Annotated in this window: 13 protein-coding genes and 1 pseudogene (1 of these 14 running past the window's edge); 8 read left to right on the plus strand and 6 right to left on the minus strand. The window is 70.6% G+C overall.

Annotation, left to right across the window (positions count from 1 at the left end; genetic code table 11):
- The 4 genes in view from ACQP1V_RS33995 to ACQP1V_RS34010 are tightly spaced (each overlapping or abutting the next) and all read left to right on the plus strand, a layout consistent with a single transcriptional unit that may run on beyond the window.
- Window positions 1-2,139, plus strand: partial view of a condensation domain-containing protein gene (locus tag ACQP1V_RS33995; RefSeq protein WP_433414396.1) — the 3' portion only. The gene continues 963 nt to the left of window position 1, outside the view; the window shows 2,139 of its 3,102 coding nt (coding positions 964-3,102); its start codon lies beyond the left edge, outside the window; the stop codon is at window positions 2,137-2,139.
- Window positions 2,132-5,104 (plus strand): condensation domain-containing protein, encoded by a 2,973-nt coding sequence (locus ACQP1V_RS34000; RefSeq protein WP_433414397.1) that lies wholly within the window; start codon window positions 2,132-2,134, stop codon window positions 5,102-5,104. Before ACQP1V_RS33995 ends, ACQP1V_RS34000 begins: the two co-directional genes overlap by 8 nt.
- Window positions 5,101-8,664: an AMP-binding protein gene (locus ACQP1V_RS34005; protein WP_433414399.1), complete on the plus strand. Its 3,564-nt coding sequence runs from the start codon at window positions 5,101-5,103 to the stop codon at window positions 8,662-8,664. The genes ACQP1V_RS34000 and ACQP1V_RS34005 overlap by 4 nt, the downstream gene beginning before the upstream one ends.
- Window positions 8,645-9,916: an MFS transporter gene (locus tag ACQP1V_RS34010; protein WP_433414401.1), complete on the plus strand. Its 1,272-nt coding sequence runs from the start codon at window positions 8,645-8,647 to the stop codon at window positions 9,914-9,916. The genes ACQP1V_RS34005 and ACQP1V_RS34010 overlap by 20 nt, the downstream gene beginning before the upstream one ends.
- On the opposite strand, the gene ACQP1V_RS34015 is transcribed toward ACQP1V_RS34010, so the two are convergent.
- The 4 genes from ACQP1V_RS34015 to ACQP1V_RS34030 are packed head-to-tail and all read right to left on the minus strand — an operon-like array spanning window position 9,885 to window position 15,860.
- Window positions 9,885-10,904, minus strand: coding sequence for an LLM class F420-dependent oxidoreductase (locus ACQP1V_RS34015; RefSeq protein WP_433414403.1), 1,020 nt, complete (start codon window positions 10,902-10,904; stop codon window positions 9,885-9,887). The genes ACQP1V_RS34010 and ACQP1V_RS34015 overlap by 32 nt on opposite strands.
- A complete protein-coding gene (locus ACQP1V_RS34020) occupies window positions 10,883-11,614 on the minus strand; it encodes a thioesterase II family protein (protein ID WP_433414405.1) in 732 nt (243 codons plus the stop codon). Before ACQP1V_RS34020 ends, ACQP1V_RS34015 begins: the two co-directional genes overlap by 22 nt.
- Window positions 11,611-15,558, minus strand: coding sequence for an amino acid adenylation domain-containing protein (locus ACQP1V_RS34025; RefSeq protein WP_433414407.1), 3,948 nt, complete (start codon window positions 15,556-15,558; stop codon window positions 11,611-11,613). The genes ACQP1V_RS34020 and ACQP1V_RS34025 overlap by 4 nt, the downstream gene beginning before the upstream one ends.
- A complete protein-coding gene (locus ACQP1V_RS34030; protein ID WP_387418363.1) occupies window positions 15,555-15,860 on the minus strand; it encodes an acyl carrier protein in 306 nt (101 codons plus the stop codon). Before ACQP1V_RS34030 ends, ACQP1V_RS34025 begins: the two co-directional genes overlap by 4 nt.
- Before the next feature lie 274 nt (window positions 15,861-16,134).
- On the opposite strand from ACQP1V_RS34030, the gene ACQP1V_RS34035 reads away from it, so the two are divergent.
- Both ACQP1V_RS34035 and ACQP1V_RS34040 read left to right on the plus strand, forming a co-directional pair.
- Window positions 16,135-17,016 carry a serine hydrolase domain-containing protein gene (locus ACQP1V_RS34035; RefSeq protein WP_433414410.1) on the plus strand — a complete coding sequence of 294 codons (882 nt, stop codon included), beginning with the start codon at window positions 16,135-16,137 and terminating at the stop codon, window positions 17,014-17,016.
- Window positions 17,017-17,080: 64 nt separating this feature from the next.
- Window positions 17,081-17,257, plus strand: a pseudogene (locus ACQP1V_RS34040) (IS3-like element ISMxa1 family transposase); the annotation flags it as partial.
- 102 nt (window positions 17,258-17,359) lie between these two features.
- On the opposite strand, the gene ACQP1V_RS34045 reads toward ACQP1V_RS34040, so the two are convergent.
- A complete protein-coding gene (locus ACQP1V_RS34045) occupies window positions 17,360-17,695 on the minus strand; it encodes a hypothetical protein (RefSeq protein WP_433411371.1) in 336 nt (111 codons plus the stop codon).
- A gap of 100 nt (window positions 17,696-17,795) precedes the next feature.
- Between ACQP1V_RS34045 and ACQP1V_RS34050 the strand changes: the two genes are divergently transcribed.
- On the plus strand, window positions 17,796-18,929 hold the full coding sequence (locus tag ACQP1V_RS34050) for an IS630 family transposase (protein ID WP_433411369.1): 1,134 nt from the start codon (window positions 17,796-17,798) through the stop codon (window positions 18,927-18,929).
- A gap of 211 nt (window positions 18,930-19,140) precedes the next feature.
- On the opposite strand, the gene ACQP1V_RS34055 is transcribed toward ACQP1V_RS34050, so the two are convergent.
- Entirely contained in the window at window positions 19,141-21,537 is a 2,397-nt protein-coding gene (locus tag ACQP1V_RS34055) for a DUF4132 domain-containing protein (protein ID WP_433414412.1), read from the minus strand.
- Between the two features lie 1,028 nt (window positions 21,538-22,565).
- On the opposite strand from ACQP1V_RS34055, the gene ACQP1V_RS34060 reads away from it, so the two are divergent.
- Window positions 22,566-22,865: a hypothetical protein gene (locus ACQP1V_RS34060; protein WP_433414413.1), complete on the plus strand. Its 300-nt coding sequence runs from the start codon at window positions 22,566-22,568 to the stop codon at window positions 22,863-22,865.
- Window positions 22,866-23,282 lie beyond the last annotated feature (417 nt).

The raw sequence follows: 23,282 nt of genomic DNA on the forward strand, positions 1-23,282 counted from the left end.
GGGTTCTTCCCCGAGACGCTGGTGCTGCGCGGCGACCTGTCGGGCGATCCGTCGTTCCGCGCGCTGCTCGCCCGGACCAGGGCGACGGTCCTGGACGCCTTCGCGCACCAGGACATCCCGTTCGAGCGCCTGCTCAACGACCTCGGGATCCGCCGCGACCTGAGCACGACGCCGCTGTTCCAGGCGATGTTCGTGATCCAGGACAAGGAGGCGGCCGCGCTGCCGCTGCCCGGCATCGAGGCGGAGATGTTCGACCCGGGCGCGACGCAGGCGAAGTTCGACCTGATGCTGGACATCACCCAGTTCGACGGCTCCCTGTGGGCGATGCTCTCCTACGCCAGCGACCTGTTCGAGGAGGAGACCGCGACGCGGCTGCTGCGCCGGTGGGAGCGGATCCTGGAGGCGGTCGCCGCCGACCCGGGCGCGCCGCTGTCCGCGCTGCGCGCCGCGATGTTGCTGCCCGAGGACCGGCCACCGGCCGCCGACCCGGCTCCGGTGGTCGCGCGCGACGTGCTCGACCTCTTCCAGGACCGCGTACGGCAGGCCCCCCACGCGATCGCGGTCAGCCACGGAGCCCGCCGGGTGACCTACGCCGAGCTGGACGCCATGGCATCCGCGCTGGCAGGACGTCTGCGAGGACTCGGCAGGGACGCGGTCGTGGGCCTGCGCGCCGAGCGCTCGGTGGAGCTGATCGCGGCGATGCTCGCCGTGGGGAAGGCGGGCTGCGCCTACCTGCCGCTCGACCCGGCCTACCCGCCGGAGCGGCTGCGCTGGATGGCGTCGGACGCGGCGCTGGTGCTGGACGATCTGCACGTTCCCGAAGAATCCACGTATGCCGCAGCACGCGGATCCCTGGCGTACGTGATCTACACCTCGGGTTCGACCGGCCGTCCCAAGGGCGTGGAGGTGCCACGCGAGGCACTCGCGGCGCGGGTGAGCTGGATGCGGGAGCACTACGGGCTCGGGCCCGGCGACCGCGTGCTGCAGTTCGCCTCGCCGAGCTTCGACACGCACGCTGAGGAGATCTACCCGGCGCTGGCCGCCGGAGCCGAGCTCGTCCTGTGCCCGGACGAGCCGCTGCCCGACTTCCTGAAGACCCCGGAGGGTTCCGCGCTCACCGTGCTCGACCTGCCGACGTCGTACTGGCAGGAGCTGGTGGGCATGGGCGTCGCCTGGCCGCCCGGCCTTCGGCTGCTCATCCTGGGCGCGGACCCGCTGCCGGGTCCCGCGCTGGCCGCCTGGTACGAGTCAGGTCCCCCTGGCGTACGGCTGGTCAACAGCTACGGCCCCACCGAGACCACGATCATCGCCACCACCGCCGAGATGGACCCCACCGAGGCGTCACGCCGACCGGCCGTCGGGTTCCCGCTGCCGGGCACCACGGTCGAGGTGGTCGCTCCGGACGGGCTTCCGGTCCCGCCCGGCGTGGCGGGTGAGCTCCTCATCGGGGGCAGCGGCGTGGCGCGTGGCTACCGGGGCGCGCCCGCCCTCACGGCGGAGCGGTTCGTGCCCGGTCCCGGCGGTTCGCGCCGGTACCGTACCGGCGACCGGGCCCGCTTCCGCCTGGACGGGACGCTGGAGATCCTGGGCCGCCTCGACCGGCAGGTGAAGGTGCGCGGCTACCGCATCGAGCCGGGCGAGGTGGAGTCGGTGCTGCTCACCCACCCGTCGGTACGGCAGGCCACCGTGACGGTCCGCGACGACCGGCTGGTCGCCTACGTCGTCCAGGACCCGGCTCCCCTGCACGATCACCTCGCCGCCGAGCTGCCCCCGCACCTGATGCCCAGCGCGATCGTCTCGCTGGACCGCATCCCGCTGACCCCGGGCGGCAAGGTCGACCTGGCCGCTCTGCCCGCCCCCGGCCAGCAGCTCGGCACGGCGTACGAGCCGCCGGAGAGCGCGGCGGAAGAACTGGTCTGCCTGGTCTGGTCCGAGGTGCTGGGCCTGGAACGGGTGGGCGTGCTGGACGACTTCTTCCAGCTCGGCGGCCACTCGCTGTTGGCCACCAGGACCACGGCCCGCATCGCCGCGGCCACCGACCTGGAGGTGCCGCTCAAGCTGGCCTTCACCCACCCGACGCCGCGCCTGCTGGCCGCGGCGCTGGAGCATCTGGCCGAGGAGGCCGACGAGCGTGGATGAACGGCGTGCGCGCGTCGAGGCCCGCTTCCGCAGGGCGGTGGCGGGGCTGGGCGCGGCGGAGGAGATCCCGCGGCGGGCCGAGGGCAGCCGACCGCCGCTGTCGTTCGCGCAGGAGCGGCTGTGGTTCATGGAGCAGTTCGCCCCCGGGACGAGCGCCTACGTGCTGCCCGCCTCGGCCCGGCTCCGCGGCCCGCTCTCCGTGGAGCGGCTGCGGCGGGCGCTCGACGCCGTGGTCGCCCGGCACGAGAGCCTGCGCATGACCTTCCCCGCCGGAACCTCCGGCCGGCCCGAGGTCTGCGTGGCCGACCACGTGGCGGTCCCGCTGCGCGTCGTGGACGCGGCGACCGAGGAGGCCGCCCGGCACGTGCTCAGCACCGACGCCGCGCTCCCCTTCGACCTGGCGGCGGGCCCGCTGCTCCGCGCCACCCTCGTACGGCTGGCTCCCGACGACCACGCGCTGCTCATCGCCGTCCACCACATCGTCGCCGACGGCTGGTCCGCGGAGCTCATCCTGCGCGAACTCCTGACCCCGCCCGAGCGCGAACCGCGGCTCGGCTTCGGCGACTACGCGCTGTGGCAGCGGGAACGGCTGAGCGGCGAGCGGCTGGCCGGCGACCTGGCGTTCTGGCGCGCGGAACTGGCCGGGCTACAGGTACTCGACCTGCCGCTGGACCGGCCGCGCCCGCCCCGGCAGGGATTCCGCGGCGGCTGGCACGACCTCGAACTGGACGTCGCGGAGTTCCGCGCGCTGTGCGCGGCCGAGGGGGCGACGCTCTACATGGGGCTGCTCGCCGCCTTCCAGGTGCTGCTGTCGCGCTGGTCCGGCCTGACCGAGTTCGCGGTGGGGTCGCCGGTGGCCGGGCGGACCAGGCCGGAGTTCGAGGACATGGTGGGGCTGTTCGTCAACCTGCTGCCGATGCGGGCGCGGCTGGCGGGGGATCCCGGGTTCGCCGAGGTGCTGCGCCGTACGCGGGACGGGGCGCTGGAGGTCTACGGCCACCAGGAGCTGCCGTTCGAGAAGCTGGTCGCCGAGCTGGACCCCGAACGCGACGTCAGCCGGCCGCCGGTGGCGCAGGTGCTGTTCGCGCTGCAGAGCTACCGCGACGGCGGCGAAGGTTTCGAGCCGGACAGCACGACCACCCGGTTCGACCTGGAGCTGTACGCCGCCGAGCGGGGCGACCGGGTGGAGGGGCGTTTCGTCTACAACGCCGACCTCTTCCTGCCTTCGACGGTCGAACGGCTGGCGGGGCGGTTCGCCGCCCTCCTGCGCGCGGTGGTGGCGGAGCCCGACGTGCCGGTGGGACGCCTGGACCTGCTGCCCGCCGGGGAGCGGGACCAACTCGCGTGCTGGAACGCCACCACACGCGACCACCCCGGCGGACTCCTCCACGAACTGGTCTTCGAGCAAGCGGCCCGCACCCCGGACGCGACAGCCGTGATCTTCGAAGGCCAGCGACTGACCTACCGACAGCTGGCTGAACGTGCCCGCGAGATCGCGGCCGGGCTGGACGTGCAGGTCGACCAGCCCGTCGGCGTCTGCATGGAACGCGGCCTCGACCTGCCCATCCAGCTCCTCGCAGTACTGGCCGCCGGCGGCGCGTTCCTCCCCCTCGACCCCAACGACCCCGAAGAACGACGCAACGGCATGCTCGCCGACGCCCACACCACCCCCGGCGGCCACCCCCACGAGGACAACCTCGCCTACGTCCTCTACACCTCAGGATCCACCGGACGCCCCAAAGGCGTCGGCATCTCCCACCGCGCGATCGTCAACCGGCTCCGCTGGATGCAGGACACCTTCCACCTCACCTCGCACGACCGGGTCCTGCACAAAACCCCGATCACCTTCGACGTCTCGGTGTGGGAACTGTTCTGGCCACTCATCACCGGCGCGACCATGGTCATCGCCCGCCCCGGAGGCCACCGCGACACCGCCTACCTACGCGACCTCATCAAGACCGAGGCCATCACCACCGTCCACTTCGTCCCCTCAATGCTCCACGCCTTCCTGGAGGAAGAGGACATCCAACTGCCGGAGCGGGTCATCTGCTCCGGCGAAGCCCTCCCACCCGGCATCGACATCCCCGGGCTGCACAACCTGTACGGCCCCACCGAAGCAGCCGTCGACGTCTCCTGGCACCCCTGCCAGCCCGGCGAAACCGTCGTCCCCATCGGACGGCCGATCGACAACACCACCCTGCACGTCCTCGACGCGAACCTGCGCGACGTCCCCATCGGCACACCCGGCGAGCTCTACATCGGCGGCATCCAACTCGCCCGCGGCTACCTCGGCAAACCCGCACTCACCGCCGAACGCTTCCTGCCCGCACCGGGCGGCGAACGCCTCTACAAAACCGGCGACCTCGCCCGATGGCTCCCCACCGGCGAACTCGAATACCTCGGCCGCACCGACCACCAGATCAAAATCCGCGGCATGCGCGTCGAACTCGGCGAAATCGAAGCCGTCTCCGGCGCCGCCGTCAAACTCGTGGACGGCCGCCTCGTCGGCTACCACGTCGGCGACATCCCCGACCTGACAAACCTGCTGCCCGACTACATGATCCCGACGGCATGGGTCCGGTTGGACCGCCTGCCCACCACCCCGAACGGCAAGCTCGACCGCGCCGCCCTCCCCGCCCCCGACCGCCCGGCCGACCTGCCCTGGGAGCCCCCGCGCGGCGCGGCGGAGCGAGCCGTCGCGCAGGTCTGGCAGGAGGTTCTCGACCTCGACCGGGTCGGCAGGAACGACACCTTCTTCGCCGTGGGCGGCGACTCGATCAGCAGCCTCAGGGTCGTGGCCCGGCTGCGGGGCCTGGACTACGACGTGGAACTGCAGCAGCTGTTCACCCACCAGGCGGTCTCCGAGCTGGCCACCGTACTGCGGCCGCGGCGGGCCGTACGTGAGTCCGCGGCGGCGGCCTTCGACCTGCTCAGCCCGGCGGACAGAGAGAGGCTCACGCGATGATCATCGACGCCTACCCGCTCAGCGCCCTCCAGGCCGGGATGCTGTACCACAGCGAACTGGACGGGGTGACCTTCCACGACCACACCACGCTCACGCTGCGCGGGACGTTCGACGAGGCGGCGCTGGTCAGGGCGCTGGGAGAGCTGTCGGCGCGGCACGAGGTGCTGCGGACGTCGTTCGACCTGACCGGGTTCAGCGAGCCCGTCCAGCTGGTGCACGACAGCGTGGACATCCCGCTGACGGTGTCGGGCGATGCGCCGGAGTACGGGCCGTTCGACTGGACGCAGCCTCCGCTGCTCCGCGTGCACGTGCTGCCGCAGGCGGACCGGTTCGCGCTGACCGTGTACTTCCACCACGCGATCCTCGACGGCTGGAGCGTCGCGACTCTGGTCAGCGAGCTGCTCGCGCGCTACGCGACACCGGGGCTGCCGCTGGATCCGCCCGGGGCGCGCTTCCGCGACCTGGTGGCGGCCGAGAAGGCGGTGCTCGCTCAGCCGGAGGCGGCGGAGTTCTGGCGGGAGGCGATCGCCGGGGCGCCCGAGGGACGGCTGCCCCGCAGGCCCGGCTACCCCACCGGCGGGCCGCGCCACGTCGAGGTCCTGGCCACGACGCTCCCCGGCGACCTGACGCGGGCGCTGGCCGAGGAGGCGGCAGACGCGCGGGTGCCGCTGCGCTCGGTGCTGCTCGCGGCGCACGTGCGCGTCATGGGACTGCTGACCGGCGAACCGGACGTCCTCACCGGGATGCTCACGCACAGCCGCCCGGAGAGCGAGGCGGGCGGCGAGGTGCTCGGCCTGTTCCTCAACACCATCCCGTTGCGCGTGCGGGCCGACGCTCCCGACCTGGTGCAGCGGGTGTTCCAGGCGGAGGTGGCGGCGCTGCCGTACCGGCATTTCCCGCTTTTCGAGATCCAGCGGGCCAGCGATCGCGCGCGCCTGCTGGACACGCACGTCGACTTCCGTGACTTCCAGGTGTACGGCGGCGCCGCCACCCCCATCGAGGGCCAGGACTTCTTCGAGCAGACCGACTTCGCGTTCAGCGCGGCCTTCGTCCGGACTCCGGGGCAGGGGCTGGTGCTGACGATCTCCTACGACACCACGCAGTTCCCCGCCGACCAGATCGCGGCGATCCGGGACCACTACCTCCGCGCCTTGTCCGGAAATATCACCATCTCGCCGGAGGATGCGACGCTACTCGCGCGCTGGAACGCCACCACACGCGACCACCCCGGCGGACTCCTCCACGAACTGGTCTTCGAGCAAGCGGCCCGCACCCCGGACGCGACAGCCGTGATCTTCGAAGGCCGGCGACTGACCTACCGCGAACTGGCTGAACGCGCCCGCGAGATCGCAGCCGGGCTCGACGTACACGTGGACCAGCCCGTCGGCGTCTGCATGGAACGCGGCCTCGACCTACCCGTCCAACTCCTCGCAGTACTGGCCGCCGGCGGCGCGTTCCTCCCCCTCGACCCCAACGACCCCGAAGAACGACGCAACGGCATGCTCGCCGACGCCCACACCACCCCCGGCGGCCACCCCCACGAGGACAACCTCGCCTACGTCCTCTACACCTCAGGATCCACCGGACGCCCCAAAGGCGTCGGCATCTCCCACCGCGCGATCGTCAACCGACTCCGCTGGATGCAAGACACCTTCCACCTCACCTCGCACGACCGGGTTCTCCACAAAACCCCGATCACCTTCGACGTCTCGGTGTGGGAACTGTTCTGGCCACTCATCACCGGCGCGACCATGGTCATCGCCCGCCCCGGAGGCCACCGCGACACCGCCTACCTACGCGACCTCATCAAGACCGAGGCCATCACCACCGCCCACTTCGTCCCCTCAATGCTCCACGCCTTCCTGGAAGAAGAGGACATCCAACTGCCGGAGCGGGTCATCTGCTCCGGCGAAGCCCTCCCACCCGGCATCGACATCCCCGGACTGCACAACCTGTACGGCCCCACCGAAGCAGCCGTCGACGTCTCCTGGCACCCCTGCCAGCCCGGCGAAACCGTCGTCCCCATCGGACGGCCGATCGACAACACCACCCTGCACGTCCTCGACGCGAACCTGCGCGACGTCCCCATCGGCACACCCGGCGAGCTCTACATCGGCGGCATCCAACTCGCCCGCGGCTACCTCGGCAAACCCGCACTCACCGCCGAACGCTTCCTCCCCGCACCGGGCGGCGAACGCCTCTACAAAACCGGCGACCTCGCCCGATGGCTCCCCACCGGCGAACTCGAATACCTCGGCCGCACCGACCACCAAATCAAAATCCGCGGCATGCGCGTCGAACTCGGCGAAATCGAAGCCGTCTCCGGCGCCGCCGTCAAACTCGTGGACGGCCGCCTCGTCGGCTACCACATCGGCGACATCCCCGACCTGACAAACCTGCTGCCGGACCACATGATCCCGCGCCGCTGGGTACAGCTGGACGCCTTCCCCCTCACCCGCAGCGGCAAGCTCGACCGCGCCGCCCTCCCCGCGCCGGAGGCCACCAGCGGCAAGCCGTACGTGCCGCCGCGCGACGAGGTGGAGGCGCGGCTGGCCAGGCTGTACGAGGAGGTGCTGAAGGTGCCCGCGGCCGGGATCCTGGACGACTTCTTCGAGCTCGGCGGCCACTCCATCAGCGCGCTGCGGCTGGCCGCCCGCATCCGCCAGGAGCTGGGGCGGAACCTGCCGGTCGCCACCGTGCTCGCCGCGCCGACGATCAGCGCGCTCGGCCGGGTGCTGCGTCAGCCCGAGGACCTGGCGCCGCCGAGCCACGTCGTGCCGCTCAACCCGGACGGCGACCGTACGCCGATCTTCTTCATCCACGCGCTCGGCGGCCAGGTCTTCCGCTACCACCCGCTGGCCCGGCGGCTCGGACCCGACCAGCCGGTGTACGCCATCGCCGCGCGCGGGCTCGTGCCCGGCGAGGAGCCGCACGCCACGCTCGCCGAGATGGCCGACGCCTACGTGACCGACCTGCTGGCAGTACGGCCGGCCGGGCCGTACGTGCTGGGCGGATTCTGCATCGGCGGGAACATCGCGCTGGAGGTGGCCAGGCGGCTGCGCGAGCGCGGCGAGCAGGTGCCGCTCGTCGTGCTGTTCTACGCCAACGCCGAGGAGCCGGTGGCGGACGCGTCGCTGAAGGACGACACGGTGCTGCTGTTCCACGCGCTGGCCGGCGGGCCCGAGGAGACCCTCGGGCTGGACGCGGCGGAGCTGGCCGCCCGGTCGCCGGAGGAGCGGCTGCTGGCGGTGATGGGCGCGGCCGAGGCGGCCGACCGGCTGGCCCCGGACACCGCCGAGGTCGAGCAGGCGCGCCGCTACCTGGCGGTGTTCCGGGCCAACGCGCACGCGGTCGGCGGCTACCGGCACGAGCCGTACGACGGCGACGTCGCGCTCTTCGCGCCCAGGCGCGAGGACGGCGGCTGGCCCTCCGTCGCCAAGGGGCGGCTGGCGCACGTGGAGATCCCCGAGGAACGCGTCCCGATCCTTTACGAACCCCTGGTCGCCGGAGCGGCCACCGAGATCAGAAAGTGGATGGATCATGGCATCCCCGACCATTGAGCAGCGGTCGAGCCTGTGGAAGTACCCCGACTTCCTGCGGCTGTGGGCGGGCCAGAGCCTGTCGCAGTTCGGCTCGGCGATCAGCCTCTTCGCGTTCCCCGTCATCGCGGTCACCGTCCTGAACGCCTCCGAGGCGGAGATGGGCGTCGTCGGCTTCCTGCTGCGGCTCCCGATGGTGTTCTTCCTGGTCTTCGGCGTGCTGGCCGACCGGGTGCGCAAGCGACCCATCCTGATCTGGACGGACGTGGCGCGCTTCGTGCTGCTGATGCTGATCCCCATCGCGTGGTTCGCCGACATGCTCACGCTGACCTGGATCTACGGCGTCATCTTCGCTCTCGGGCTGCTCAGCACGCTCTTCCAGACGGCCTACCGCAGCTACTTCCCGTTCCTGGTGCCACGGGAGAACTTCCTGGAGGGCAACTCCAAGCTGCAACTGACCGAGTCGACCGCCCAGACGTTCGGACCCGGCCTGGCCGCGGCGCTGCTGAAGGTGCTCGCCGCGCCCGCGCTGCTGATCATCGACGCGGTGTCGTACCTGGCCTCCGCGATCGCGGTGTCGCTGATCAAGCGGCCGGAAGCGCGGCCCGAGCCGGACGACACCACCGCCGGGCAGGTGCACAAGGCGATCTGGCAGGGAGTGCTCTGGGTGATGCGGCACGAGCTGATCCGGCCGCTGGCCATCTCCTCGGCCGTGTACTCGCTGTTCATCCTGGGCTCGATGAACTCCATCTACGCCCTGTACGTGATCCGCGACCTGGGCGTGCCCGCGGCGTGGTTCGGCAGCATCCTGGCCGGCGGCGGCGTGGGCGCGATCATCGGCGCGCTGATCGCCGTCAAGGTGATGCGCCGCTACGCGATCGGCAAGGTGCTGGTGTGGTCGATGGTGTACGGCAACCTGGCGCTCTTCCTCATCCCGCTGGCCACCGGCAACGTCTGGGTGTCGGTGGCGATGCTCGTCCTCGCGCAGCTGGTCAGCGGCGTCAGCTCGCAGATCTTCTTCGTCACCAACACCTCACTGGTGCAGACGATCACCCCGCCGCAGCTGCAGGGCCGCGTGGTGGCCTCGATCTACTCGCTGGGCCTGATCCCGGCCCCGCTGGGCGCGCTGGGCGCCGGCCTGCTGGCCGGCGCCGTGGGGACGCGCGTGGCGCTGTGGGTGGTCGTGGCCATCGGCGCGCTCGTGCCGGTCGCGGCGATGGCCTGGTCTCCGCTGGCCAAGCTCAAGGAGATGCCGGCGCCAGGCTCGCAATGAGCCGTAGCTGGCGGCTGCGCAGCCGCCGGGTGGGCGTGACCAGGCCGACGATCAGCGTGGTCGCGCCCGCCTCCTGGTAGGCCGCCATCCGCTCGCGCACCTTGCCGGCCGGGCCGCACATGGTCATCGCGTCGACGAGCGCGTCCGGCAGCATCGCCATGGCCTCGCCCTGCCGCCCGTCCAGGAAGGCTTCCTGCATGCGGGCGGCCTCCTGCTCGAAGCCGAGCGTGGCGGCCAGCCGGTTGTAGAAGTTCGTCCGGCGCGAGCCCATGCCGCCCAGGTAGAGGGCGAGCATGGGCCGCATCATGTCGTAGGCCAGCTCCTGGTCCTCCTCGACGAGCGTCAGCACCATGGGCGCCACGTCGAGGTCGCCGCGGTTCAGGTGCTTGGCCATCCTGGCCAGGTGGTCGGGCGGGAAGTGGATGGCCAGCCAGCCGTCGGCGAGCTCGCCGGCCAGCGCGACGGTCCTGGGCCCCATCGCGGCCAGGTAGACCGGCAGCCGTTCCTGCACCGGCGACACGGCCAGCGCCAGTTCCTTGCCCTCGCTGCCGGGCAGGGGCAGCGTCATCGTGGGCCCGTCGTGCCGCACCGGCTCCTGGTGGAGCGCCTTGCGCACCACCTGGAGGTAGTCCCGGGCGCGGGCCAGCGGGCGCTCGAAGCGCTCGCCGTGCCAGCCCTCGACCACCTGCGGGCCTGACAGCCCCACGCCGAGCCTGGCCCGCCCGCCGGAGATCTGGTCGAGGGTGGCCGCGGTCATGGCGGCGACGACGGGCTTGCGCCCGGTCATCTGCAGCACGCCGGTGCCCAGCGCGATGCGTTCTGTCTGCCCGGCGATCCAGGCCAGCAGGCTCGCCGGGTCGGTGCCGTAGGTCTCGGCCGCCCACACCGAGTCGTAGCCCAGCGCCTCGGCCTCTCGTACCAGCGCCAGGTGGTCGGCCGGGCCGAGGCCCGCGCCGCCCCAGTAGCTCATGCTGTAACCGAGGCGCATCCCATCTCCTCAGCGATCGCGGCTGCCAGGACGTCCGGGGTGTCCTCGGCCAGCCAGTGGGTGGAGTCGAGCTCCCTGAGCGCGGGCCGGTGCACGCTCTGCCTGCGCCAGCCGAGCAGGCCGCCCCTGGTCAGCGAGGCGTCCCGGATTCCGTACAGGACAGAGATGGGCACCGGCAGCGGTGGCCCGGGCCGGTGGTGATAGCCGGCCAGCAGCCCGAAGTCGGCGCGGAGCGCCGGCTCCAGCACCGGCCAGAGCGCCTCCCGATCGGCCAGTTCCGCCGGGACACCGCCGAGCGCGATCAGCTGCTCCCAGAACAGCCACGACGGCAGCGACGGCAGCCTGCGCAGGAGCAACGTCACGTCCGGCGCGGCGAACGACGCGACGATCAGCCGTTCCGGTCGTCCGCCCAGCTCGACCGCGCGGCGGCAGACGAGGAAGGCCAGCAGCGCGCCGCTGCAGTAGCCGAACAGCGTGTGCGGGCCCCTTGCCACGAGGTCGTGGGCGAGCTCGTCGACGAGCCCGTCGAGGTCGGTGCGCGGCTCCTCGGCGAGCCTGGCCTGCCGCCCCGGCAGGTTGACCGACCACAGCCCCACCTCGGGCGGCAGGTGGCCGGCGAGCTCGCCGAGCGACGCGGGGCCGCCGCCCGCGTGCGGGAACGCGACCAGCGCCCGCTCGCCCTCCTTGACCTGGACGAACCACGGCGTCATCGGGCTTCCCCCAGGTGTCGGGCCAGCTCGGCCGGGGTCGGATGGTCGAACACGGCCCGCATCGAGACCGGCCGTCCCGCCAGCTCCTCCAGCGGTCGGACCAGCCGTACGGCCAGCACCGAATGCCCGCCGTTGAGGAAGAAGTTGTCGTGCGCCCCCAGCCCAGGACGGTCCAGCGCGTCGCGCCACAGCGCCACCACCTGCTGGACCAGCCCGTCACCCGCTTCCTGCTGTTGTGTGCGGCCTTCCGCCGGAACGACGAGGTCGCGGTAGGCGATCTTCCCGTTGCCGGTGGTGGGGAGCCGGTCGACGACGACGTAACGGGTGGGGACGGCGTAGTCGGGCAGCCGCGACCTGGCGAACCGCCACAGCTCTCCCTCGTCGGCCGGGCCGGTGACCTCGAGGAAGGCGACGAGCCGCCCGTCGGTCTGCGGGTCGCCGTCCAGGATCACCGCGGCGGTCCTGATGGCGTCGTGCTCGTGCAGGGCGGCCTCGACTTCGCCGAGCTCGATGCGGTGACCGCGGAGCTTGATCTGCCGGTCGTCGCGGCCGAGGAGTTCGAGGGTGCCGTCGTGGCGGATCCGGGCGCGGTCGCCGGTCCGGTAGAACCTGCCGTACCGGTCGTGGTGGCCGAAGCGTTCCGCGGTCAGCTCGGGGCGGTTGAGGTAGCCCGCGCTCACCCCGTCACCGGCCACGCACAGCTCGCCCGGCACGCCGGGCGGCACCTCGCGGCCTCCCCCGTCGGTGACGAAGATCCGCGTGTTGGCCAGGGGCGCGCCGGCGGTCACCGGATCGGCCGCGCGCAGCTCGGCGGCCGTGGACCAGATCGTCGTCTCCGTCGGGCCGTACACGTTGAACAGGCGGCACCCCAGCCCCAGCAGGTCCCTGGCCAGCGCCGCCGGCATCGGCTCGCCACCGCACAGCACGGTCCGTCCGGCCAGCTCCCGTACGGCCTCCGGCGCGATCAGCCGCCAGGCGGTCGGCGTGGCCTGGACGACCTCGACGCCGGTCATCAGCTGGAGGAACCTGGCCGGGTTCAGCTGGTCCTCGTCCGAGGCCACCACCACGATGCCGCCGGAGGCCAGCGGCAGCAGCAGCTCCAGCCAGGAGATGTCGAAGGAGGTGGTGGTGGACCACAGCACGCTGGTCGGTGCGCCGAGCCGGTCGGCGAAGTCCAGCACCAGGTTCGTCAGGTTGCCGTGGGTGACCTGCACGCCCTTGGGGCGTCCGGTGGAGCCGGAGGTGTAGATGACGTAGGCGATGTCGCCCGGCTCGGGGGGCTCTGGTTCCATCCGGGTGTCGGGCATCCTGACGACCGGGGTCGCGCCCGCCCAACCGGGGGTGCCCTCCGCGATCACCAGCCGGGCGCCCGAGTCGGACACCTGGTAGGCGAGGCGGGATTCCGGCTGCCGTGTGTCCAGCGGCAGGAACGCCGCGCCCGCCTGCCACACCCCCAGCACCGCCGCCACCAGTTCCGCCGAGCGGTCCAGCGCCAGCGCGACGAGGTCGCCGGGCCGTACGCCCTGCTCGCGCAGCAGGTGGCGGACCGCGGCCGCGCGGCCGAGCAGCTCGTCGTAGCCGGTCTCGCGGGAGCCCTCGCGGACCGCCACCGCGCTGCCGGGGACGATGCGGTCGAGCAGCGTGTCCGGCCAGGTTCGGTGCGTGTCGTTGATCCGGTCGAGCAACGCCCGGTCCTGCGGTGAGAGCACGTCCTCGACGGGGCCGCGGGCGGCCTGCCGTACGACCGAGCACATCCTCGCGGCGAACGCGGCGATCTCGTCCTCGTCGTGCACCTCGGTGCTGTGCACCATCCGGATCGTGAGGCGGTCCGGCTCCTGGATGACGTTGCACTGCAGGTCCAGGCGGCTGCGGTCGATGAGGTTGTCCACGTAGCCGGGCACCTCGCCCTGGACGCTGACCTTCTCGTCGCTCCAGGGCCGGTAGTTGAACATGTGCCGGAACAGCGGGACGCGCCAGTCGTCCGTACCGTGCCCGCGGCGGGTCAGCACCGCCTCCACCGAGGCGCCGGCGTGCTCGATCCCTTCCGCGAAAGCCTCCTCCACGCGCCTGGCGACCTGCTCGAAGTCGTCGTCCAGCTCGACATGGACGCGCAGCGGCAGCGTGCTCACGGCGTAGCCGACGTGCTTGTGCTCCTCGCCCGTCTTGGTGCTGACCGGCATGCCGATCACCAGGTCCGGGCCGGCACCGTGCCCGCGCAGCGTCAGCAGGAAGGCGGCGGCCAGCACGATGTTGCCGGTGGTGCGCAGCCGGGCCCGCACGCCGTCCAGGGCCGCCACGGTCTCGGCGTCGACCTGCCACGAGCAGGTGTGGCCGGCGAACGTCGGACGGCCCGGCGAGTGCCTACTCCCCGGCAGCACCATGGCGGCGGGGTCGACGCCGTCGAGCCGGTCCAGCCAGTAGGCGATCGACTCCTCTGACGGCTCCCCCGGCTCCAGCATCGGCGCGGGCCCCGCCAACTCGGGGGGCAGCGTGCCGTGCCCGGTCTGGCTGTCGTAGAAGCGGCCCAGTTCCTCCACCAGGAGCTGTAGGGAGGTGCCGTCGATAATGATGTGGTGGCCGACCAGGCACACCACGGTCCCGGCGCCGTCGGGCAGGGTGAAGTGTCCCACCTTGATGAGCAGGTCGCGGCCCAGGTCGAAGGGCTCGTCCAGGAAGGACTGCAGGTCCGCGACCAGCGTCTCCTCCGTCGTGGCCCGCGTCTCGACCTTCAGCTGGGCATCCTCGGGCGCCACCAGGTGCCTGACGGGCGCCCCGCCCACCACGGGGAACCGCAGGCGCAGCGCCGGATGCCGCTTGACCAGCCGGTTCACCGCGATCTGCAGCGGCAGCCTGCGCAGCGGTGCCTCGAACCTGAGCGCCACCGCCAGGTTCGAGACGCCGCTGTCCGGCGCGAGCTGCTCCAGAACCCAGAAGGAGTACGGCACCGCCGACAGCGGACGCGGCTCCTCCACAGAGGCGGGCAGCTCCGGCTGCGGCCGCGGGATGGGGATGCGTTGCAGCGGATGATCGGGATCGAGCGCGGCCCAGTCCACCCGGCCGCCGCCCGTCCAGAACCTGGCCACGGCGGCCAGCAACCCCGCGAGGTCACCACCCACCCGGACCTCGGCTCCGACCGTCCCTTGCGCGAGGCCGGCGAGCGCCTCCTCCAGCGGAAGGTCACTCGCGAGGAGTGCCGGGTCCGGGGCTTCCGCGCGGATGCCCCAGGCGGCGAGGGTGGCGGCCAGCCCGTAGGCGGTGGCGAAGGCGGGTGGCACCTCGACGCCGCGTGCTTCGAAGGCCTCTTCGCACACGTCCACGGCCTCGGTGAACACGCGCTCCACGCCGTACAGACCGGCCGTCTCATCGGAGAAGGACAGGCAGACCGGCCCCTGCTCGTAGGTGTGCTCGCGGCCCAGCGCGAGAGCGGCTTCCGCGGCGCTCCGGCAGACCACCGCACCTCTCACGGGGTGGTGGACGCGTCCCTGCCGCAGGGTGCCCGCCGCGTCGGCGTAGCGATCCTCCGATAGTCCGGCGAAGAAGCCGGCCAGGCTTCGCCGTACTGACTCGGCCTCTTCGTGGGTGCGGCCGGACCACACCACCACCTGCGGGCGGCCGTCGCCCGGAGCGTGCACTGGCGGATAGCCCTCCTCGACCTCGAGGTCGTCGGGCCAGATCACCCGGTGCACCAGGTCGCCGTCGAGCAACGCCCGGTCGAGGAGCCGCAGGACCAGGGTGCCGCGCAGCGTACCCGGCGGCAGCTCGCCGGCATCGGTCACGGCCAGCTCGCACTCCCCGGCCAGCAGCGCCGCGCAGGCCTTGCCCACCCCGCCGTACAGCCGGACGACCTGCGCTCCAGGATCGTGTCCGGCCTCCTCGGCCGCCCCCACCTCCTGCGGGAAGCGCCCCATCGCGATCACGGCGACGGGCTGTTCGTGTGGGGTCACCGACCGTCCTCACGGATCCTGGCACGCACGTCGCGGCGGCTGCCGCCCAGCGGACGGCGACGGGCGCCGTCCTGCCTGGCGGGCGCCTGGCCCTGCGTGATCAGGTGCGAGAGGGCACGCAGGTTCGGGTGGGTGAACATCGCGGTAACCGGCAGGCTCAGGCCCAGTGTGCTGGTGATCTCCTCGTGCAGCTCGACCAGGGCGAGCGAATCGAGTCCCGCGTCGAAGAAGTTGAGGTCGGGATCGAGAACGCGGCCTAACCTTCGCTCCACGAGAGATACAACCGCGTCGGCCTGGGTCATCCGGCGTCCTTTGTCTCGCCTGCTATCGGACGGGATCACCGTCCGCCTCCCAGCATCCTTACCGAGCCCCGTCATTCACCACAAGCCCGTATTTTTCGGGATTTCGGAGCCACGCGCATGGCTCTGGAATCCCGGTGGGCTACCGCCCGGCGATCTTGACGTCGTTGTCGGCAGAGATGTCGTCACCAAGGACGGCCACTTGACCTTGGTTGCACGGGGTCGGGGACGACTCCTGCGTCCACGCCTCGGCGCGAAGGCGTCTAGGGTCGACGCCATGACGCGAGCGGAGATTCTGGTGCGGCAGGGTGAGGACTTCATCGTGGACAACGCCACGGAGACGCTGTATCAGCTGGCCTCTGTGAGCAAGCAGTTCACCGCGGCTGCCACGCTCTTGCTCGTCGAGGACGGCACGCTGGTCCTCGACGATCCCGTGGGCCGTTGGATCGACGACTGCCCGGAGGAGTGGCGAGACATTACGCTGCACCACCTGCTCACCCACACCTCCGGCCTCGGCCACTGGGACGACTATCCCATGATCGACCTAGCTCAGCGGGTCGAGCCCAGCGAACTGCTGAAGACCTTCCACTGCGTACCACTCCAATACCCGCCGGGCGAAGGCTGGAGCTACAGCAGCCCGGCGTACGTGCTGTTGGCGCACGTCGTCGAACGGGCCGCCGATACGCCCTACCGGGCCTTCTTGGCAGACCGCATCTTTGATCACCTCGGTTTGACCGGGACGTTCGCGGGCGCGCCCGGTGCGCGGCCGAACCTGGCGCGCGGCCACGACGCTGAGGGCCGGCCGTTGCCGACCTGGGAACTGGACGTGGTGGGCATGGGGGCCGGAGACGTCTGGTCTACGGCCAAGGATGTGTTGGCCTGGCTCGATGCCCTCCAGGACGGCCGTCTGCTGAGCGAACCGTACCGCACGCTGATGTTGACCGAACGGGCGCGGACCGGCAATGGCCCCGATGAAAGCGGTTACGGCTACGGCGTCTTCGTTGGTGAGGTCAACGGCCGGCGGTGGTGGCACCACAGCGGCCACAACGCGGGCTTCAAGGCGTACGCCGCCAGCATTCCGGAACTGGGTCGCCGCATCGTGGTCCTCAGCAATACCGAGGCGACGGACGCCAGCACCTTGGAGCCTCTGCTCGCATAGATCAGGCACTTCGAATCACAGCGGCCGTCCCGATCCGGAAGACCCCGCCGACCTGCGTGAACTCGACGGGGTCCGGGTCCGTCGCAAGCGGGTGGCCCGGCTTATGCGCCGGGCTGGGCTGGCCGGGGTGAGCAGGCGTAGAGGCTGCCGCACCACGATCGCGGACGGGCGCGCTGCAGCCGCCTCCGATCTGGTCAAACGCCAGTTCATCGCACCCGAGCCGAACCGGGTCTGGACCGCGACAGCGTGTCGCTGATCCTGACTGCTGTCACCAACGTCCGTGGTCAGTACATCTAGTGCAGTGCCGCAAAGATCCCTGAGGGGTTCAGGTGATCACTCGGAGTCAACCCTCTGATTCTGCAAGGTGGACACGGCAGGCACACTCCAGTGCCTCGCTGGGCGTGCCGACGCGGCTGCCGCTCGGCAGGATCGAGGGCTCGTAATCCTCGCTACTGGCCCGGTAGATCGCGAACCCCCAGGCGTCGGGATCGCCGAGGTACTCGATCCGGGCCAGCGGGAAACCCTCATCGCTTTCGTCGTCATCGAAATGCCCGGTCAGATAGCCGAAAGAGCCCTTCCAGCGGACGGTCACCTCTCCCAGCTGAGGCCAGTGCGTGAAGGCATAGGAATCGGCGTCCTCTTCGACGAGGACTTTGACCTGCTTGGGCGGTACCGGCATGGTGACGATTGTGGCCGATAGCGGTGTGTTGGTCCCGCTTCGACACCGTCAGCACTGCATCCTCGGGCGATCACTCGTGACCACCGAAGGATGGGAGTTCATGGCTGGACCGGTCAGCGAGGTCGTCATCACCATCGGTCATCGCCGCAGGAGGCGCCTCAACAAAATCATCAGCAGGCACTCCAGCCCGCAGTCGTTGGTGCTGCGCGCCCGGATCATCGTGCTGATCGCCGACGAGCGCCTGCCGGTGGCCGCGGTCGCCGAACGCTTGTCCACGACAGAGACGACCGTCCGTAAATGGCGCGACCGGTTCGCCGCGGGCGGCATCAAGGGGCTGGTCGACCTGCCCCGGCCGGGCCGCCCCGAACTCTACGGCCCCCAGGTGCGGTTACGGGTGATCGCCTGCGCAACCAGCACCCCGCCCGAGGGACAGGCGGCCTGGACGCACACGACGATCGCCGCCCACCTGGCCGATACCGGAATCTCCGCCTCCCAGATCGGGCGGATCCTGGCCGAGGCCGACCTGCGGCCGCACCGCGTCCGGGGCTGGCTCAACCGGCTCGACGATGAGCAGTTCTGGCACCTGGCCGGCGCCGTCTGCGACCTGTACCTCAACCCGCCCGAAGGTGCGGTCCTGCTCAGCGTGGACGAAAAGACCGGAATCCAAGCCAAATCCCGTAAACACCCCGAGATCTGCGCTCGGCCCGGCCGGCCCGGCCATGCCGCCCGGCGGGAGTTCGAATACATCCGCCACGGCACCGTCTCCATCCTCGCCGCGATGGACGTCCTGACCGGCCAGATCCTGGCCGAACGAATCGACCGCAACACATCTGCGACCTTCATCGCCTTCCTCATCCTGCTCGATCAGATGATCGACCCGGCCCTGGACATCCACCTGATCCTGGACAACGGCGCCAGCCACACCTCCAAGGCCACCCGCGCCTGGCTGGCCGCCCACCCCCGGTTCACGGTCACCTACACGCCCAAGCACGCCAGCTGGCTCAACATGATCGAGATGTGGTTCTCCGTGCTGACCCGCCGCCTTCTCCGCCGCGGTGATTTCACCTCCCGCGAGAACCTGATGCAGCAGATCGACACGTTCACGATCCGCCATAACGCCACCGCGCAGCCGTACCGGTGGCGCTACGACGCACGCGCCGACCACATCCGCTACCTCACCCGGCGCGATCAGGAACGGACACGTGCCGCACTCTTGAAGAAGACAGCAAGTTGAGCACGTACCGTTACGACTCGGACCCCTTAAGGATCTTTGCGGCGCTGCACTAGTGCCGTGACCGGCAAGGTTTGCCCGGACGGAGCGGTGTCCAGGGTGGTGCATCGCAAGGCGGAGGAGGAGGCCGTAGCGGAGCCTACGGCCGACGACGACAACGCCGCGAGGTGCCGCCCTGGGCGACGCGACGGGGCAAAGATTGACGGGAGGGGCACTAGGTAGCGACGAGCTGGCGGGTGATGCTGGGATCGCTGATCCTGGTGTCGTCTGCCAGCAGGAACGCCTTCGACAAGATGACCGACAACATTCCGCCGTCCTCCTCGAACGGCAGGAACACCGATGAGGCGGAGCGGTCGCGGCCGGGGACGATGCACAGGTAGGCGTCGTTCGGCTCCATCAGGATGTTGCCCGACCCCAGATGAATCCGGTAGGTGCGCAGTTGCCCGCGCACGCGCAGGAACCGGTCGGTCAGCTCCACTCGGTCGGCGATTTTCAGCCGGGGCAGCAGCCGGGCCAGCACGTCATGCCGCGTGCGAGCGGTCTCGCTCAGTTCGCCGAACCCGTACGACTGCCAGTAGCCGTCGTGCCCGGCCGCCGCCTGCTGGTCGAGCCCCAGGGACCCGACCCCCACGGCGAGGTCGGCGTCGCGCAGCATTTCCGACAACACCAGCGGCGGCACTTCGGTGAGCGGCGCGTCGCCGGGAAGATCCGCGTGACGGAACCGGATCGCGTCGGTGGCGGCGCAGGAGGCCGTGCCCCAGGCGTCCCGCTGGGGGTCGGAGGCGACCCGCATGCTCCAGCTCGCCTGCCAGCCGGCGAGCGTCTTGACGGCCGCCCCGATGTCGCCGCCGCATTCGTAGTCCCAGTGACCGATCGACAGCCCGCTCCAGCCGCGCTGCTCCAGCAGCGCCTTGGCCTGCCCGTAGCGCACGAAGTGGCCCGTGAAACGGTCGGAGTGGGTGCGGGTGCGCTCCTCGGCCGGGGTGAGCAGGTAGACCTCGCGGAACGTCTGCTTGAACGGCTGCCTGATCCCCCGCTTCAGCAGGTGGTCGCGCCAGCCGCGCACCCCCTCGGCGCTCTCCTGGATTGGGTGCCACAACCGGACGGGCGTGTCGGCGCCCGGACGCACGGATCTGCCGCTCGCGTCGGCCAGTGCCCAGCCGCCACCGCTCCTGACCGGCAGCCCGGCGAACCCGTCGGGGACCCGCCAGATGAGAGCGCGGGTGTAGGGGCCGGTGACCGGATGGTCGAAGAAGTACTGCTCGGCCTCCTGCCAGGACAGCTCGCGTTCGACGATGAGCATTTGCTCCAGGCGCAGCCGCTCGGCGGCCTGCGTGCGTTTGAGGTCTTTCAGCGTGGCCTTCAGATCGGCGAGCACGGGATCCTTGCGGATGGACTGGGGCGCCGACTTGACGACGCGCCCGGACGCGTTGACGAACCGCAGCGCCGGCCCGTCGATGTCGAGCCGGACGACGCAGTCGCCGGCCTGCTCCTCCCGGACCCCGTCGGGGCCGAGCCCGAAGGCCGGGACCGTCCGGTCGACGAGCTGTTCATGGCTCAGCCCCTCTTGTACGGCCACCGCGTCGAGGGCATCGGACGCCTTCGCCAGCAGGGCTGGTCTGCGCAGCTTGGCTCGCACGCGCGCGAGCACGCCCACCGTGTCGAGGCCGCCCCGCTTGGCCAGCGCGTTCAGTGCGGCGTTAGCCAGTCTCTCGTTGCGGCAGACGGCGGCGCCGCCGGTGCCGTTGCGCCCGATGCCGCAGTTGATGGCGACGTCGCCGAGCAGCGTGGACACCCAGGGCGCGTCGATCACCTCACAGGTCCACAGCATGCCGCGCAGCGGGAGGGCGGTGTGGCGGGCGAGGAAGACCCTGCCGCCGGGCTCGCGGTTCTCGCGATGGGTGGCCACGCGGGAGAGGATCTCGCGCAGCACTGCCACGCCGTCGTCAGTGAGCAGCGTACGGACCTTGGCGAGCCAGCGTTCGCTGGGCTTGTGGGCCTTGGCCTTGCGCCAGTGTTTCAGCAGGGGCAGCACGGCGGGGTGAGCCAGCCGGGCGGCGTACTTCCCTGCCATGGCACGGGCGATGGGGTCGCCGTCCCAGACCAGGCTGCGCACGACCCCAGCCGGCCCGTGCTCTGGGGGCTCGGTCAGGACGCGCTCCAGGTCCTTGCGTAACGCGGCCCGGCCCGGGCTGCGGTGGGCCGGGTGCCACGGCGGCGCGTCGCCAAGGATCTGACGGCGCTCGGAGTATCCGAGCGCCGCGATGGCGGCCAGCGGAATCCGGTACAGCTCGGCGTGCCCGGTGTGACCGCAACTCGACAGCGCGTCGGCGATCTCCCACAGGACACGCGTGTCCTCGAACGTCCAGGGGATGTCGCCATCGGCCACCTCACGCACCAGCCGGAGCACCTCCTCGGGGTACTCGTGGCCGCCCTTGTCGCCCAGGCTGAGCCGCAGTTGCGCCCACATGCCGAACGCCCTGCGCCCGGCCTCGTCGGCGCCAGGCCGTCTGCCCGCGTCGTACAGGGCGAACAGCTCACGCGGCAGCCCCTCAATGCCGTAGTTGAGCAGGTAGTCCTGGGACTTGGGAAAGTTGTCGAGGACGCCCATGTCAGCCTCCGGCCCGCGGCACGAGGCGGATGAATTCGCGCGCCGGGCTCGCGTCGGGCCGAGCGGGAAGGGCGATCTCAACTGAGCGCCTGCCGGTGGCGCTCTCGTCTCTCAAGGCGGCCGTAGCCATGGGGGGAGCTCCATCGTCGTCGGTCGGTCAACGTAACGGGCCATAGTTATCAACGGGCACCGACAATCCGGAGGCCGGCACGAGCCGGGGCCCGGAAACGCGAACAGCGCATCCGCGAAAATCGCGGATGCGCTGTTACGGTGCGGTGCGCCGCCAGGGACTCGAATCCCGGACCCGCCGATTAAGAGGGGCGGCGGCGACCATCGCAAGGTGTTGTTGTCGCTGGTCTGCCGATTGGTGAGGTGCTTGTTCGGCCTGCCGATCCATTGCAGATCCGTGACACTGAGTCCATTCTTGGGACTCAGCGGACCCGGTAGATCGATGAACGCCCACGGTCGCGTGCAGCACTGTGGCCAGGTTAGGGGCCTAAGAACCTGACGAATGGCTGGCCAATTATGCTCGCCCATACTCCCGGAGCGCAGCGCAGTTTGGCCGCTCTCCACCCGGCAAGGTTACGACGGCCGAAGAGCTGTAAAACCGTCGGCTCAGCCTACGCAAGTTCGAACCTTGCACCCGCCACATCAGCGAGAAGAGGCCCGTCACCAGCGGAAACGCGATGGCAGGCCTCTCGCGCTGATTGCCCGTGAGTTCCCGTGATTCCCCCTGATTTCCCGTGGCATCTGGCACGGATCTGGCACGCGATCATGGCAGCTTCCTGCCTGAAGACAGAGACGAAGAGCGATTGCGCCAAACTCCTCCTGTCCCCCAAGCTGCGAGTCGCGCGAGATCTTGAAAAGGGTTCAATGGTGCTACATTGACTGAACCTTTGGCCACAGCACGGCGGTCCGCAGTAACGAGGTGTCGCCACAAGCAATGCGGGACGAGTTCCTGTTCAGCCACCTGGCTATTCGAGCGACGACGACCTTGAGGCCTGCGTCCGCCATTGAAAGGAAGAGCGATGAAGAAGAGGACCACTGCCATGTTGGTCGCGGGGCTGACCGTAGCTGCCGGTCTCGTGGCATCCTCCCCGGCAAACGCTGACCCGAGCTTCCCATGCGGGCTCTCCTACGCTAAGCAGAGCGGTGTCGACCTGTCGTTGCACTACCACAACTGCGGCAGCACGACAGTGAAGCGCAAGCCCTTCAGCGTCCTCTACGGCGGTATGGGGAGCTGCAAGTCTATTTCTGCCGGCGCGACCGTCGGCTGGATCGTCCAGGGCAATGCCCACCCTGAGACATGGTCGGCCATCGCCTGCTGAGTGGACGCTCTGCCCGCGTAGGGATAGGCATGTCGGGAGACACAGAACATCTCCATTAGCAGGATGAACAGCGATGTCCGCCGCCGAGGTGTTACCACCATGCTCCTGCGTACCTTTCTCGGCCTGATCATCCCGTCTGCCGTCGTCCCGCCCGAAGGGGAAGCGGGCCAGGGCTGCGGGGCCAAGGTGGAGCCCCCAACTGGAGGAACGACCTTGGCCCCGCAGCCCTGGTCTGGATGAGCTTTCCATCAATCTTCGCGGCTGCCTTGAGCTAGTGCCGATGTCCGCAGCGAATGTCCTTAGTGTCCTGGAGGACACTTTCGCCTGCATGTACTTCGGCGGCCTTCGACCCGCTGAGGCGGCCGACCATTCTCCGCGACCACCTCGACCGGTACGGCGTCGGCAACGACGGACGAC

The sequence above is a fragment of the Microtetraspora malaysiensis genome (genome assembly GCF_050947145.1).
Lineage (GTDB): Bacteria > Actinomycetota > Actinomycetes > Streptosporangiales > Streptosporangiaceae > Microtetraspora_A > Microtetraspora_A malaysiensis.

What these genes read in the sequence shown, in the direction of transcription:
- ACQP1V_RS34005 (WP_433414399.1), top strand. Translation starts at nt 5,101, where the DNA reads ATGATCATCGACGCCTACCCGCTCAGCGCCCTCCAGGCCGGGATGCTG.
- ACQP1V_RS34010 (WP_433414401.1), top strand. Translation starts at nt 8,645, where the DNA reads ATGGCATCCCCGACCATTGAGCAGCGGTCGAGCCTGTGGAAGTACCCC.
- ACQP1V_RS34015 (WP_433414403.1), bottom strand. Translation starts at nt 10,904, where the DNA reads ATGCGCCTCGGTTACAGCATGAGCTACTGGGGCGGCGCGGGCCTCGGC.
- ACQP1V_RS34045 (WP_433411371.1), bottom strand. Translation starts at nt 17,695, where the DNA reads ATGCCGGTACCGCCCAAGCAGGTCAAAGTCCTCGTCGAAGAGGACGCC.
- ACQP1V_RS34020 (WP_433414405.1), bottom strand. Translation starts at nt 11,614, where the DNA reads ATGACGCCGTGGTTCGTCCAGGTCAAGGAGGGCGAGCGGGCGCTGGTC.
- ACQP1V_RS34035 (WP_433414410.1), top strand. Translation starts at nt 16,135, where the DNA reads ATGACGCGAGCGGAGATTCTGGTGCGGCAGGGTGAGGACTTCATCGTG.
- ACQP1V_RS34055 (WP_433414412.1), bottom strand. Translation starts at nt 21,537, where the DNA reads ATGGGCGTCCTCGACAACTTTCCCAAGTCCCAGGACTACCTGCTCAAC.
- ACQP1V_RS34030 (WP_387418363.1), bottom strand. Translation starts at nt 15,860, where the DNA reads ATGACCCAGGCCGACGCGGTTGTATCTCTCGTGGAGCGAAGGTTAGGC.
- ACQP1V_RS34060 (WP_433414413.1), top strand. Translation starts at nt 22,566, where the DNA reads ATGAAGAAGAGGACCACTGCCATGTTGGTCGCGGGGCTGACCGTAGCT.
- ACQP1V_RS34050 (WP_433411369.1), top strand. Translation starts at nt 17,796, where the DNA reads ATGGCTGGACCGGTCAGCGAGGTCGTCATCACCATCGGTCATCGCCGC.